The sequence below is a fragment of the Nocardia sp. NPDC004573 genome (assembly GCF_053602135.1).
The window spans coordinates 140,719-156,145 of record NZ_JBSGDA010000004.1 but is presented as its reverse complement, the minus strand read 5'-3'; the positions used below and the strand labels follow the sequence as shown (position 1 = coordinate 156,145).

At 62.8% G+C, this 15,427-nt stretch carries 9 protein-coding genes; 6 read left to right on the top strand and 3 right to left on the bottom strand.

What is annotated here, in order from left to right; translation table 11 throughout:
* Window positions 1–298 precede the first annotated feature (298 nt).
* The 3 genes from ACWEKR_RS08280 to ACWEKR_RS08270 all read right to left on the bottom strand — a co-directional run bounded on the left by ACWEKR_RS08280 (window position 299) and on the right by ACWEKR_RS08270 (window position 5,812).
* On the bottom strand, window positions 299–3,481 hold the full coding sequence (locus tag ACWEKR_RS08280) for a type I restriction endonuclease subunit R (protein WP_452353894.1): 3,183 nt from the start codon (window positions 3,479–3,481) through the stop codon (window positions 299–301).
* Between the two features lie 131 nt (window positions 3,482–3,612).
* A complete protein-coding gene (locus ACWEKR_RS08275) occupies window positions 3,613–4,212 on the bottom strand; it encodes a restriction endonuclease subunit S (protein ID WP_356967913.1) in 600 nt (199 codons plus the stop codon).
* Window positions 4,205–5,812 (bottom strand): class I SAM-dependent DNA methyltransferase, encoded by a 1,608-nt coding sequence (locus ACWEKR_RS08270; RefSeq protein ID WP_452353893.1) that lies wholly within the window; start codon window positions 5,810–5,812, stop codon window positions 4,205–4,207. The genes ACWEKR_RS08275 and ACWEKR_RS08270 overlap by 8 nt, the downstream gene beginning before the upstream one ends.
* Before the next feature lie 411 nt (window positions 5,813–6,223).
* Here ACWEKR_RS08270 and ACWEKR_RS08265 point away from each other — a divergent pair, with 411 nt between their 5' ends.
* From ACWEKR_RS08265 to ACWEKR_RS08240, 6 genes are read left to right on the top strand one after another with little or no spacing between them, the layout of a single operon-like run.
* The gene (locus ACWEKR_RS08265) at window positions 6,224–7,021 is read left to right on the top strand and encodes a hypothetical protein (RefSeq protein ID WP_452353892.1); all 798 of its coding nucleotides are present in this window, start codon (window positions 6,224–6,226) and stop codon (window positions 7,019–7,021) included.
* A gap of 59 nt (window positions 7,022–7,080) precedes the next feature.
* Entirely contained in the window at window positions 7,081–8,208 is a 1,128-nt protein-coding gene (locus ACWEKR_RS08260) for a hypothetical protein (protein WP_356967907.1), read from the top strand.
* Window positions 8,205–9,674, top strand: a complete 1,470-nt coding sequence (locus ACWEKR_RS08255; RefSeq protein ID WP_356967905.1) for a hypothetical protein — start codon at window positions 8,205–8,207, stop codon at window positions 9,672–9,674. The genes ACWEKR_RS08260 and ACWEKR_RS08255 overlap by 4 nt, the downstream gene beginning before the upstream one ends.
* Window positions 9,671–10,987 (top strand): AAA family ATPase, encoded by a 1,317-nt coding sequence (locus ACWEKR_RS08250; RefSeq protein ID WP_452353891.1) that lies wholly within the window; start codon window positions 9,671–9,673, stop codon window positions 10,985–10,987. The genes ACWEKR_RS08255 and ACWEKR_RS08250 overlap by 4 nt, the downstream gene beginning before the upstream one ends.
* Window positions 10,869–12,323, top strand: coding sequence for a metallophosphoesterase family protein (locus ACWEKR_RS08245; RefSeq protein WP_452353890.1), 1,455 nt, complete (start codon window positions 10,869–10,871; stop codon window positions 12,321–12,323). The genes ACWEKR_RS08250 and ACWEKR_RS08245 overlap by 119 nt, the downstream gene beginning before the upstream one ends.
* Window positions 12,320–15,334, top strand: a complete 3,015-nt coding sequence (locus tag ACWEKR_RS08240) for an AAA family ATPase (RefSeq protein ID WP_452353889.1) — start codon at window positions 12,320–12,322, stop codon at window positions 15,332–15,334. Before ACWEKR_RS08245 ends, ACWEKR_RS08240 begins: the two co-directional genes overlap by 4 nt.
* Window positions 15,335–15,427 lie beyond the last annotated feature (93 nt).

The window sequence follows — 15,427 nt, the reverse complement described above, 5'->3', positions numbered from 1 at the left end:
CGCTGCGATCCTGAACGGCGAAGCTACCGGGTCAGCAGCGCCCCATGCACATGCGCAACCACAGCCTCTCCGCGCCGCACTCGTGCTCGAGCGCCGAGGTACCGCGCGATCGCCGAACATCTGGCCGAGATCTTCGACGGTGAGCCCACTGTGCGACCCGGACGATACGAGTGATGGCCAGCAAGCCTTCGAAACAACAGCCAGGTAGGACGCCGAGCAAGAGATCGTCAGCAGCACGGCCGGGCACTGTACGTGTCGACTGTCGAAACGTCTGCTTCAGCGGTTCACGCGCGCGGTGCTAGTTGGACTGGTCCTCGGCAACATGTTCTGCCTGCTGGAGGATCAGGTTGGTTGCCGAAGCTTCTTGGTCGGGTGGGTAGCCGTGCTTGAGCAGGAGGCGCTTTATCCTCGTGCGGAGCTTAGCCCTGACGGTCTCCTTGATATTCCAGTCCGTCTTGGCATCTTCGCGGATGATGGCGGTCAGTTCCTGCGCGATCGCGCGCATGGTCGCGTCCTGCATCGCGATGCGGGCCGATTCGTTGTCTCTGAGGGCGTCGTAAAAGGCCAGTTCGCTGTCGGTGAGCCCGGTTTTCTCTCCGCGCTCCTTCTGGGCCTTAATCGCCTGTGCTATCGCGACGATCTCTGCCATCACCTGCGCGGCATCTATGGTGCGGTTCTGGTACCGGTTCATCGATTGGGACAGCATCTCGGAGAACCGTCTCCCGGCGACGATGTTGCGCTTGCTGATCACCTTCACCTCGTTCTGGATGAGGCGGCGTACGGCTTCCAAGCGGGCGTTCTTCAGATCGGCGGTCTCGAACCGCGTCTTGAACTCGTCGTCGATGACCGAGATGTCTGGCACGTCGATCCCGGCTTCGGCGAACAGGTCTATAACGCCGGAGCCTGAGATGTGCTCGGAGACGATCTGCCGGATCGCAGTGTCGAGTGCTGCGTCGGACTCGCTGCGTCGGGCGTCGGTCTCGAGCTTGGCGAGCTGGCCACGGACAGCGTCGAAGAACCCGATGTCTTCGACTACCGCGTGTGCCTCGTCGGAAGTTGGCACGAGCGAGTACAGCTTCTTCAGGCGGCTGGCGTGTGCCATGAACCTCTTCTTGAGGCTCGGCTGACCATCGCTGTCGTCGTCGAACTCCCTGGGTTCGGCGTCGCCGGTGTCGTCAGTTGACCGGTCTGTCTCAAGCAGGTGGTCGACGACAGCGGTGACTGCGTACAGAAACGCTTTGTGCCCGCCGTCGCCGAGGATCGTCACCCAGTCCACGCCGTGGAGCAGGTCACTACAGATCGAGTGTTCGATGAGCATCTCCGGGATCGCCGCCTGACGTACGTCCGCGCCGATGACCCGTTCCCTCTTGTCCCGCGGGGTGTAGGTGGCGAGCGCATCGTGTAGGTCGTTGGCAATGCCGATGTAGTCGACTACCAGGCCGGACGGCTTGTCCTTGAACGTGCGGTTGACGCGAGTAATGGCTTGCATCAAGCCCGCCGAGCGCATCGGTTTGTCGACGTACATGGTGTGCATCGGCGGGGAGTCGAACCCGGTCAGCCACATGTCCCGCACGATCACCATTTCCAGCGGGTCGTCGGGGTTGCAGGCGCGGGCTTTGAGGTCGCGGCGCTGTTGCTTGTTGCGGATATGTGGCTGGAAGCGCTCCGGATCGGTGGCGTCGCCCGTGATGACGACCTTGAGCGCCCCTGTTTCATCGTCATCGGAATGCCATTGCGGGCGGAGCCTGACGATCTCGTCGTACAGGTCGACGGCGATCCGGCGGGACATCGTCACGATCATGCATTTACCTACCAGCACGGAGTTGCGAGCGTCCCAGTGCTCGACGATGTCGACGGCGAGCTCTTTGATCCTCTTCTTGGATCCGACGATCGCCTCGACCCGCGCCCATTTGGTCTTCAACCGCTCCGCGATCTCCTCCTCCGATCCGACCGTCGCGTCGTCGAACTCGTCGTCGATCAGGTCGCGCGCGTCCTCCGGCAGCTCGACCCTCGCCAACCGCGGCTCGTAGAAGACCTTCACCGTCACACCGTCGGCGATCGCCTGCGTCATGTCGTAGACGTCGATGTACTCGCCGAAAATCTCCTCTGTCGAGCGGTCCTTCTCATCGATCGGCGTACCGGTGAACCCGATGAACGACGCGTTCGGTAGCGCGTCCCTGACGTTGCGGGCGAACCCGTCGATGAGGTCATAGTTCGTGCGGTGCGCCTCATCGACAATCACCACGATGTTGTTGCGCGCCGATAGTGTCGGGAACTTCCGGCCTGCCTCCCGGTCTGCCTTGGTGAGCCCGAACTTCTGAATGGTGGTGAAGATGATCCCGCCGGACTCGCGGCCACCGAGCAGCTGTTTGAGGTGGTCCCGCGAATCGGCCTGAACGGGTGCTTGCGGCAGCGGCGAGCCCGGCTTCGAGGAGGCAAACGTGTCGTCGTAGAGCTGATCATCGAGATCGTTGCGGTCTGTGAGGACCACCACCGTGGGGTTTTCCATTGCCCGGGCAGACATCACCAGGCCCGTGTAGAACGCCATCTCCAGCGACTTGCCCGAGCCCTGCGTGTGCCACACCACCCCGGCACGCCCATCACCCTCAACCGCTTCGACGGTATGATCGACGGCTTTCTTCACCGCCCAGTACTGGTGGTATTTCGCCACCGCCTTCCGAGTTTTTACGCCCTCTCCAAAGGTGGCGACGAAGTGCCGACACAAGTCGAAGAACACGTCGAGGCGGAACATGCCCCGTGTGAGTACTTCGATCTGTGGCATCTTCAACCCGTCACGATCACGCGGATCGCGGGTGTGCCCGTCGATCGTCTTCCAAGCCGCCCAGTGGTTCCACGGGGCACTGAACGATCCCGCCAGAGCCTCGACACCGTCGGAAACGACGGACACCTGGTTCCACTTGAACACATCCGGGATCTGCGACCGGTACGTCTGCGTCTGCTGGTACGCCCCTTTGACGGTCGCGTACGCCTTGCCGGTCCGCTTCAACTCGAACAATGCCATCGGCAGGCCGTTGACGAACAGCAGGATGTCCGGCCGCCGAGTCTTTTTCGGTCCCTGAATCGAGAACTGGTTGACGGCCACCAGATCGTTGTTGGCGAAGTCATCCCAGGCGATCAACCACGCCCGCGCCGCCCTAGCGCTCCCGTCAGCGTCGCGATACTCAACCGGAACCCCGTGGATCAAGAACCGATACGCCCGCCAGTTCTCCGACTCCACCGCTGGAGATTCGACACGCTTCACCGCCGCGATAACGTCCGCCACAGCTTCGGGCGGCAGATCGGGGTTCAGGCGGACCACGGCGTCCCGCAGGCGGCCCTCCAGAATCGTCTCGCGATAGTCCGCCCGCTCGGCCTTCGGCTCTCCAGGCGCGATTTCCGGACCGAAGAGATGCTTCCATCCCAGCTCATCGAGCAACTCCAGAAGCCACTGCTCCAAATCGTCCTCAGTCGGCGTCGACACCTACCCCACCCCTCGAGAACCTCGACACGCATCCGGCCAGATACAAACAGCGGAGATTATCGAAGGTGCGGACGCTGGAGTCGGCCATCGCAATCCTGAAATTTGGAGACCGTGGTTGCTCATAGCTCTTCCTACGTTGAAGCGGAAAACCGCTGAAAAATCGCAGCCGATAAGCGTTCTGCTCGATCGATCTCGCGACGGTTGTGGGCGATGAGTTCGTCAAGGGCTCCAAGCGCGGCAACAAGTCGCTCTTGCTCCTCTATCGGCGGCAGATTAATCACCACTCGACGAAGGTCTGTCAAACTGACGTAGGGAGCCATATCAGTCTGGTCCTTGTAAATACCGAGCTGACCCGCGAACTCCAGTGAACGCGCCCAGTGATATAGCCATGTCGAGTTCAGTGCATCTTCGTTGAGGCTCCGCAGGAAGCAGACTTGAGGACTGTACGAATGTTCCGGGAAGTCATCCGGTACGCGGGCAACTCGTCCAACGGTACCTTTCGTCGTAATGAGCACATCGCCTGGCCGAGAGACTTTCGCGCCCATTTTCGTTCTGAACTCGAGTCGGATGTGATCCTTGTATGACGGTTCCAATCGTCCGTCAAGCACGTCAGCGACACGCAGGATGGGTAATCCGGTGGTACCAAGTTGATCCGCACGAGTTCGGTATCCATCACTGAATATGAGATCGCCTCGGGCAGACAACTCGGCCAAGGTAAGTGACTTACGCATCGCATCCCACCAGGGAGTCGAGTGCGGCAAGCGTTGACGCTTCGAGTTCAGCCCGCTTCTTGAAACCGTCGCGGATCTCGTTGGTGAGTCGGGCGATCTTCTCATCGAGGGGTTCACCGTCATCCTCGGCTTTTTCAGCACCGACGTACCTACTCGGCGTGAGGACGTAGCTGTGCTCGGCAATCTCGGCGCCCTCGACAACGCGACAGAACCCGGGGACATCCTGGTATGGCTGGCCGTTGCTGGTGTCGGTGCCGCGCCATGCGTGGTAGGTGTCGGCGATCTTGGTGATGTCGTCGGTGCTGAAGGCTCGAAGCGTACGGCTCTCCATGTAACCGATCTTGCGGGCGTCGATGAACAGCATCTCGCCCTGTCGTGGCCTGGTCTTCGCCCCGTTCGGTCGAGCGGCCTTGTTCTTGGTAAGGAACCACAGGCAGACCGGAATCTGCGTGCCGAAGAAGAGTTGCGGCGGGAGGGCGACGATGCACTCCACAAGGTCAGCTTCTACTAGCCTTTTCCGGATCTCGGCTTCCCCGTTCTGCTGGCTCCCCAAGGACCCGTTGGCTAGGACTGTTGCCATGGTCCCTGTAGGTGCCAAGTGATACAGCATGTGCTGTATCCAGCCATAGTTGGCATTGGCATCCGACGGAGTTCCGTAGCACCATCGGACGTCGTTCTCCAGCCTGGTGCCGCGCCACTTGTCCTGGTTAAAGGGAGGATTCGCGATGACAAAGTCGGCGCGGAGATCAGGGTGCTGGTCATTGTGGAACGAGTCGCCCCACTCCGCGCCGAGGTTGGCGTCGATGCCGCGCAGGGCGAGGTTCATCTTCGCCAGCCGCCACGTGGTCGGCACCGATTCCTGCCCGAAAACGGAGATGTCATTGTGCACGCCGCCGTGTGCTCGGACAAACTTGTCGGCCTGGACGAACATGCCGCCGGAGCCACAGGCGGGGTCGAAGACGCGGCCGTGATAGGGCTGAAGCATCTCCACCAGCAGTTGAACCACGGAGCGTGGTGTGTAGTACTGCCCGCCGCGCTTGCCTTCACCTCCGGCGAATCGGCCCAGGAAGTACTCGTAGACGCGGCCGAGCACGTCGAGGTCCTTGTGCTCCTCAGCTGCGAGGTCGGAGCGAGAAAAGACGTCGATGAGCCCGCCGAGCATCTCGGGGGTGAGCTCTTGGCGGGTGTAGTTCTTCGGCAGCACGCCGCGCAGCGTCGGGTTCTCCCGTTCGATCGCCGCCATAGCCGCGTCGATCCGCGCGCCGATGTCGGCCTGCTTGCCGACCTTGCGCAAGTCCTCCCACCGATGCCCGTCGGGAATCCAAAACACGCCTTCGGCGGTGTACTCGTCGCGGTCTTCGAGCACCGACCACTTCGCGCCCTCGCTGGGCATGAAGTAGTCCGAATCCGGATCGTTGACGAGTCGGGCCAGCTCGTCGTGGCGTGCGGTGAACGTGTCCGAGACGTACTTCAGGAAGATTAACCCCAGCACGGGGTGCTTGTACTCGGCAGCATCCATCGACGAGCGCAATGCTGTCGCCGAATCCCAGAGCACCTCCTCCAGGCTCTTGTTCTGCTTCGCCCTAGTCCTCGGCGGCACTGCGACCTCCTCTTCAATTCGTCACGCTCGTCGGTCAACTGTATTCGTCGGCCATAGACTGCCTGACCGAACGGATGGGGTTCGACTCCCCCGTGTGACCTCGAGTCGTCATCGGTGCCGCGCACTCGACAAGGTCATCGTTGACGCTGGCTCTCGTGGCCGTAACCTCAAGAGTGGGTAAGCGGCGGGCACACGACCAGTCGGACCGCTCCTGCTCCTGCACGAACACCGCCTCCCCAAACTGTGAATCTGCCTGCACTCTAGCGTGATTCACTGCTTCACAATCATCATCATGTGGTCGCCTGCGATTCCGCAGAACAAGCGACGACCATGTAGACATCATGACATTGCCTTCAGTAAATGATGGAATTTACTGGATAAGGGTGGAATGGGTGTGATAACGTATCGGTCGTGACCACCCCCTTGGAGGAGCTCGAACGACGGATCGAGAACCTGCGCATCGACCTACGTCGTGCCACGATCGCAGGTGATTCGGTGCGAGCTCGCGAACTGAGGGCGGAGCTACGTCGAACGGACAAGGCCTGGGAAGACGCTCTGGCGGCCTTGGCGCCGTCCGTGGATGAACCCGAGCTGGTCGGTCACCCCGGATCGCTGCTGTCGATTCGGGATCAGGTTCATCAGGCATTGACGCTCGTAGGCGTGGCATCTGCGCCGAAGCTGATCGCGGCGGTGCAGGATGCGTTCTTCGGTGGCGGACTCGGTGGATCCAAGCTGACCCACCTTCGCCGGGATGAGGAACGTTCGTTCCGGTCATCTCCTTACGCTCGCCCCTACTACCTGTGCAGCGCGCTGACTGCAGATCGTCTGACTGCGGCCCGAGGTCTGCTGGCCGTGTCGACCTGGCCGCTGAGCCGCCGAATGATCGGCCCACTCAGCCCGCGCGTGGACTTCCTCTCTGCGGCCATCAACGTGGCGGAACGGGTGGGGCGGATGGGGGAGCCGACCTTGCCTGCGATGCGTCTGCTGTGGCGGTTCGCCACCACTATCCCCGGTGCTGGCGAGAACTTCGACGTGCTGGAGTGGGAGACCGTCGCCGAGGCGGCCCGTGCCGAGCTGGCAATACATTCCGACGCTGACCTAGCCGATCGCGATTCGGCGGCAACGCGGGCCGGGTCTCAACTCGATGACGTCCAGCAGTTGTTCGGCGCCGTGCTCGAGGTTGTTTCGCGCTCTACAACTGAACACTGATCGCGCAGCATCGATTACTCTTCTCATCCACGCTTGCTTCCCTTGTGAAGGAAGATCATTTGAACGACAACGACTTTCGTCTGGATTTCATCCGCGGGTCGGTCACCCCGAAGAAGCACAACGCCCGGACGATCGCCGCCCTGACCAGCAATCCCGGGTGCGCGCGACGTAGCGTTCTCGATGCCGCCGCGGTCGATAAACAGGAACTGGCAGAGCATCTGGGATACCGTCCCCAGTTCGGGCAGTCGCCCTTCGACCTGACACGCGGCAAGGCCTTCGAGGCCTTCGTCAAGGACCATGGCTGCACCGAGCTGCTCAAGCTGCTGCGAGAGCATCTGCAGCTGCCGCTTCCACAGGTCGCCTACGCTGATCTCAACAACGTGGCCGGTCACGACACGCTCGAAACGCGCTACACGAACTCGCGCCAGCAGCTAACACGAGCCGGTCGGTCCGGGCCCGGCGCGGGCACCCTGTTCGATCATCCGCTGCTGCGGATGAACATCGCCGGCCACAACGCCTATCTCGAACCGGACCTGATCGCGTTCAAACTGTCCGAACAGTTCCACGTCGTGGAGGTGAAGTCCTTCCCGATCATCGACGGCAGCGCCAACCCGGCGAAAGTCGCTCTCGCGGCGACACAATCGGCGGTGTACGTGCTGGCCCTGCGGCAACTGCTTCAGGAGCTGCGGCTGGATCCGTCACTGGTGTCGGACGAGGTGTTCCTCGTCTGCCCAGAGAACTTCTCGAACCGGCCGACCGCAGCACGAGTGGATGTCCGCAAACAACTCACCGTCCTGCGCCGCCAACTCGCCCGGATCGCTGACATCGGCACCTTATTGGGCGCGCTGCCACCAACCCTGACACTGGACTTGTGCCGCGACCCGGAGGGAAAGGCCACCCGCTCGGTGGCCGACCTGTGCGCTGCTCTGGACGCTATCGAAGCGCGATACGCACCCGAATGCCTGACTACCTGCGAGATGGCACTGTTTTGCCGAAACGAGGCGCACGATCGCACCTCGCGATTGGGTCGATCGGTCCAGGAAGACCTCGGCGGTATCGAATCGATCACCAGGACCCTTCACCTGGCGGAAGGAACCCGGACCCCCGGCGAGCACGAGTACGAGGCGACACAAGTGCTGAGGATGGCCGCACAGCTGCGAATGGACTGCCTGGGCGGTGTAGCATGAGCACGCTCACCGCTCTGGCTCGCGCATACGCCGTGAAAGCCCGTCGTGCACAGCCGATCACGACAGTGCGGCACATTCATATCGAGGACCATCCGATGGTCTGCGTTCCCCTGAGCTTGGCCGGTGAAGTGATCGCGCCCTTGGCCGCGCTGGTCGGCACCGATCGCGACCACCCGGAACTGCTCATCGTGCCGCAACCACGCGACCGGGTCCTGCGGCTCGAGTTCGCCCACGAACTGGCAATGCGGGTCCTGCACTACATCGCGACGTGCCGACACGCCACCACCGGGCCAGCCATGGGCACAGCAGCACAACTCTGGGTGCCCAATCGCGGTGGCGTCGAATTCCTCCGACTGCTCGGCCGCTCGACGCGATTCCGCTCCACCACCGGCGAATACCCGGCTCCGATTCCGGTACCGGACCTTGGGCGATGGCTGACCTTCTACGCCGAGCGAGCCGACCACCCCGGATCCTCGCTGCTCGTTGCCGCCACCGACGCCTTGGCCCGGCACTGGGCGAGCGGGCAGAGCGACCTCGAAGACGCCAACCTCGCCGCGCTGCTCGGCTGGATAGAACCACCGCCGGATTCCGATGGTGCCCGAGCCGCACTCGATGCCGCTGATCCATTGATCTGGCCCCCAGCCGGACCGGCCACCGACCCGACATTCGACCGGGAAGTGCTGGCACCAAGTATCGCCGAGTACGACCGCGCCACCACACGACGGGACCGCCTTGTCGCCACCACGCGTCTCGAGACAGCACTGCGCGAGCAGCTGTTGCCGACCTGGCAGCTGGTGTGGCGCGGGATCGACTGCTTACGAACCCTGGCCCCGGGAGCGCACGTGCCCGCGCGCTGGAGCCGAGATATCAAGGAATTTACCAAGTTCGGCGATCGAGTCGCCAAACGGCAGCGTCCACAACCCAAACGAGACAGCGCGGTGGCCGCCGCAAGGAGACTGAACGAGCTCGAGCGGGCGCAGGCGGAGTACGACGCGCAACGGGCTTTCGACGACCTGCTCGTGATGGCCGAGTACCGCCTGTCCGGCGAGGCATTCGCCGGAACTGTTACCACCGTCAACCTTCAGAACCCTGCCGGGACAAGACGCCGATCCCCGAAGCCGGTGATCACCATCCACACCACCGATCCGGTCAGGTTGACCGCCGACGAGGGCGCTGCGCTGGTGGACCAGCAGCGACCACAGCAGAAGGCCTCCATCACTGCCATCCGCAGCCGGGCCGACGGTACCGAGATATCCCTCGAACTGTCGAGGGGAATGGGCCACGGCAAGACCCCGCAACCCGGCAGCGTCCCCGCCGTCGGCGACCTCGTCTGCTACAGCCGACTCTCGGACCGATACACACCGACGGGCAAGTTCCCCGATCGCAGCGACACCCCGTGGACCCACGGCGGGCCCCCGGACGAACCACTGCCAGCAGCCCAGGACGCGAACGAGGAATGGTCATGAACAGCGTTGTCGCACAACAGGTCGACCATGTGATCGCAAGCGTGCTCGCGGAGTTCCAGCACGGCAGCCACCGCGGGGTGGTCGTGGATTCGCCACCTGGTGCCGGGAAATCCACACTGGTGGTGCGCGTGGCGGTCGAGATAGCGCAGTCCGGCGAGCCGGTGATGGTCATCGCTCAGACCAACGAGCAGGTCGATGATCTTGTCAATCGACTGGCAATGGACGCGCCGACTGTGCGGATCGGGCGCCTGTGTTCGCACGACTATGTACCCACCGCCCAGGTGGCGCACCCAAATATTGTTGTCGGCCAGCAGTTGTCGAACCTCGGCGACGTCCAGATCACCATCGCTACAGCCGCCAAATGGGTGTATGTCACTGAAGGCCCCTGGCCGTGGGCCATTGTCGACGAGGCGTATCAGATGCGATCGGACATGCTGTTGCGCGTGGCACTACGGTTCGATCGCGCACTGTTCGTCGGCGACCCTGGCCAGCTGGATCCATTCTCCACCATCGACATCGATCGCTGGACCGGTCTGAAGTGGGATCCGATGCAGAGCGCCGTCGCGGCGATGCTGCGCAGCAACCCCGACCTGCCGGTTCATCAACTCCCAGTGTCATGGCGGCTACCGCCGTCGGCTACCGAGCCGGTGTCCTCCGCGTTCTACCCATTCACCGGATTCCGTGCCGCCACCGAGCCCCATCAGCGTTATTTCTCCTATAGGACAAGCGGATTCGGGACCGCATCCGATAACACTCTCGATCTGGCGGCGCAAACGGGATGGGCTCTGCACGAACTACCAGCACGCCACACCGTGCGCACCGATACACAAGCCATCGAGACGATCGCCGACCTGGCGCACCGCGTCCTACTTCGCGGCCCTGTGGCCCGATCCGAACGCAGCACCGACGAGACCGAGGTCGGCGCAGACCGGATCGCCATCGGCGCCGCCCACCGCGATCAGGTTGCGGCGATCCGGCAGGCCCTAACCGCCCGCGGCATCGCCGAGATCTGTGTGAACACAGCAAATCGCCTGCAGGGCAGCGAGTACGACCTCGTCCTGGTGCTGCACCCGCTGTCCGGACGCCGCGATGCCACCGCATTCCACCTCGAATCGGGACGGCTGTGTGTGCTGACCTCCCGGCACCGGCACGCCTGCATCGTCGTCGCCCGCGCCGGCATTCAACGACTGCTCGATGCCCATCCGCCTAGCGAACCGATGCACTTGGGGGTCCCCGCGAAATTCCCGGACGGCTGGGAAGCGAACCAATCCATGCTCACCCATCTACAGAACCACCGAATATCCGCCACATAACACCGAATTCATCTACGTTATCAATATTTTCGATCAGGCGTGCCGAAAGGCACGCTTCCCCTCCCGCGCCCGGAAGAAGATCATGAGAATCCTCCACACCTCCGATTGGCATCTCGGCAAGATGCTGTATCAGCGATCCCGCGCCGAAGACCACATTGCTGTCCTCCACGAGATAATCGATATCGCCCGAACACGCGAGCCTCACCTTATAATTCATTCTGGCGACCTGTTCGATCATCGCCGGCCGTCCTACCGCGACGAAGGCATCGCGATAGACGTCCTGCAGGAACTCGCTGCGATCGCCCCCATCGTAGTGCTTCGTGGCAACCACGACTCGCCCCACTGGTTCCGCCATTTCGCCCGAGCGTTCGGGCCACGCAGCGGAATTCACCTTATCGACAGCCGACGCGATCCGAACGACGGTGGAATACTCCGCTTCGACGGACCCGGCGACACGACCCTGCGACTTGGTGTACTCCCGTTCGTCGATCTGGCTACCCAGACCAACGTATACGACAATCCCGACCAATGGTATTCGTCCTACGCCCGGGCTGTGGGCGAATTCGAACGAGAACTCGCCGCGGAATTGGTGCGCGATCTGGACACCAGCCGGGAGATCGCCGTGTTCACCGCACACGAATACGTGCGAGGCGCTGAACTCAGCGGGACCGAACGAGCAATGCACATCGATGACAAGTACGCCACCGATCCCGCGGACCTGCCCACGGTCTCCTACGCTGCGCTCGGACACATCCACAAACCCCAACAGCTCCGCATCAGCGGCGTCACCGCCTGTTACGCCGGATCCCCACTGCAGCTGGACTTCGGCGAAGCGGGCGAGCAGAAGAGCGTCGTCATCGCCGATCTGCACCCAGGCCAACCCGCCGAGATCACAACAGTCGCGCTCCGAAGCGCGCGGCAGCTGCGGATCTTCGAAGGCACCCTCGACAAACTACGGGCAAACGCATCGACCTTCGGGCGGGACCTGTGCCTCTTCAAAATCCACACCCCGACAAACGATCCCACGCTCGCCGAGCAAGTCAGCGCGATCGTCCCCGACGCGGAGATCGTAGGAGTACGACCGATATTCGGGGATGAACCGGAAATTATCACCGCTGACATTGTTGGCGCTGAGGCCGACTCGGATCTACGGACATTATTCGCTGAATTCCTGTCCACCCAGACCGGGCCAAAGGCGGACCCACAGATTCTGCACAAACAGTTCGACCGCATCCTCACCTGCTTCGAAGACGAGGTCGCCTTCACCTTGCCGGACATCGAAGCGCTACTGGCCGAACCCGACGACACCACTGACCTTGAGGAGAACCAGCGATGAGACCGCTGCATCTGAAATTCAAAGGTTTGCGCTCATATCAGCGCGACCAGGAAATCGACTTCACCAATATCAACCTGGCCGCCATCATCGGCAACACCGGCGCTGGGAAATCATCGATCCTGGAAGCGATGTGTTTCGCTCTCTACGGCTACCCGACATGGGCCAAACAGAACAGCAGCTGGCTGGCAGCCCACGGAGGCGACGGCGCCGTGCGTGCCGAGCTGACCTTCCGGGCAGGCGACAAAACCTGGTGCGTGCGGCGAGCGACAACCATCGACAACCACAAGCGGACCGATGCCCTCACCTGCCGGGACACCGGCGCCACCATCACCGGGTTCACCGAGGTCACCGCCGAGATCACCCGAATCATCGGCTTCGACCACGACGGCTTCCTCAAAGCGATCGTCCTTCCCCAAGGCCGATTCCAGGAACTCCTGCATGCCAAGACGAAACAACGCGCCGACATCCTGGAGACAGCACTCGGACTCGACAAGATCACCGACATGCGCGAATGCGCACGGGCCAAACGCGACCAACTGCTCCCAGCCCGGGACAAACTGCGAAACAGGCTCCGCGACTTCCGCGATGATGACCCCGAGAAAGTCATCACCGAAACGACCCAGCGCCTAGCGGAGCTGACCGCGGAGCGGACCACGCTTTCCGCCGCAGTGAACACCTGCAGCCAGGCAAGTGCTGAGCTCTCTCGCGCGACCCAATGCGCCGCCGAACTCCGCACCGCTGCCGACCGTCTGCACCAGCGAACCCGGAACCTGAAGCCCGCCGAAACCGAGGATCGCTACCGCACGCTGACCGAGTTGAACGCGCACCTCACACAGCGGCTCACCGAAACAAACCACGAGCTCACCGCCGCAACCGAGGAAGATGAGCGACTGCAAGCCCAGCTCGATGCTGCCGAGCACGCAGGAACCGGAGTATCAGGCACCGCCGCAGCGGCTAACACCCTGCAATCACTGCAGAAGGACCTGCCCGAGATCCAAGACGAACTGGCCCAGCTCGCCGAACGCAATACCCTCATCCAGCGCGACCGAGACCAGCTTGAGCAACGCAAGAACGAACTGCCGACGCTCACCGAGGCAATCACACGGCGCGAATCCGACGTCGCAACAACCGCATCCGCACTCTCCGTAGCCCAGAACACTCTCGAGCTGCACCGCTCTATGTTGCGCACAGCGCGGCAAGCCCACCAGAAATCGGCCGAGACTACCGCCGCGGTCCAGACGGCGGAAACGGCCGTCGGATCCACGACCGAGGCCCTCGCCGCGGCGCAGCGCGTGTCCGATGACGCCGACAAGCACGTCGAAGACACCGAGACATTGCTGGAAGCGACCCGCCGCCACAACTCCGCAGCCCACGCTGCTGAACACCACGGGCCCGGGGATCCGTGCCCGCTGTGCGTGCGCCCCCTGCCAGCGGACTTCCGGCCGCCGACGCACACAGACCTCGGCGAAGCGACCAGCGCATGGAAGAAGGCCACACAGCACGCCAAGCGCGCGGGAGCCGAGCTGTCGCACACGCGCGCAGCGCACAACCAGGCCGAACTGACCTGGAAGAACGCCACCACCGCCGCAGAGCGGGCCGCCTCCGAGGCCGCCACGGCCCTGGACTCACTCACCGCCGCACTCGGTGACGGTGACTTGGCGCGAACCGACGACTCGCTGCTGGCCGACACGATCGCCGCAGTCCAGCACGCCGACACGATGAACAAGCAGGCTCAAGCCGCCCTGCAGGAGGCACAGAACATACACCGTGACCTCTCGGCCGAATTGCGAAGGGATGAAAAGGATCTCGCGCGCCGACAGAAGGACACCTCCGCTGCGCTTGAGTCCTGCACCAACCGCCGAAACCGCGCAATTCACGACTACCGCTGCATATCAACCGAATTCCGCGACAATGACGCACCGGACCCGCACGCGATCGCCCGCGCCCTCGAACGCATCGAGCAACGACGGCACGAACTTACAGCCGTCAGCGACAAAGCAGCGACGATACGCAATAGGGTGAAAGATCTCACCAAGGAACAGGCCGCCCTGCGTGAGAGGAAGTACGCGGAGGTCGAGCGACCTGTCCAGCAGCTTGCCGAAGACCTGCGCGTACTCGCGGAGAATGCAACGGCGGTGCCGCTGGGGATCCCCGTCGATATACCGACCCGCCCACAACCGTGCTCGATCGCCACAGATGCAGCGTGGTCGCGCGCGCTGCTCGAGGCCACCCAGCGCGTCACCGAGACCTGCCGACGAGAAGCCGACGGCTACGACCAGGCATCGAATCGGGCCCAAGGGACCATCACCTCGGTCCTGACCGAGTTCAGCATGACCACGCCAGAGGCGTTGCGAACCAGGATCGGGGCGGTCGAGGAACTCATCGATCAGAGCGAATCCAGGCTCGCCCAGGCCAGGATCGACAAGCCGCTTCGGGAGGAGGTGGTACGACGGCTCGCGCTCGTCGAACCCGAACTCGACGCATTGCGTGAACTCGGCAGCCTGCTCTCGGCAGGCACGTTCATCGGATTCGTCCTCAAACGACGGCAGCAAGACCTGCTGGGAATCGCGACCAGCGTTTTGATGGACATGACACGAGGACGTTTCGCGTTCCTGCCCGACTTCATGATCATGGACCGGCAGACCTGCCAGCCCCGCGATGTCAAGACGCTGTCGGGGGGAGAGACTTTCATGGCCAGCTTAGCGCTCGCGCTTGCGCTGGTGCAGCTGACCTCCCGCGGCGGGGCAAACATCGACGCGTTGTTCCTCGACGAGGGATTCGGGTCCCTGGACAGCAACACCCTCAGCGAAGCGATGGACACGCTGACCCGCCAAGCCGCCACCGGCCGACTGGTCGCAGTGATCACCCACATGCGCAACGTGGCCGAGAACTTCGACAACATCCTGATGGTCACCAAGGACCGGAACGGAAACAGCGAAGCCCATTGGGCCACAACGGAAGAACGCGATCGGATGATCACCGATGACCTCGGCGGCGGCCTGCTCGACTAGGCATCGCGCGTCTGCGAAAGAAGCGACCACCATCGTGATATCGACATCCACCCCTCACGAAACCAACCGGAGGTTCCGTCGGGCCGTCGGCCG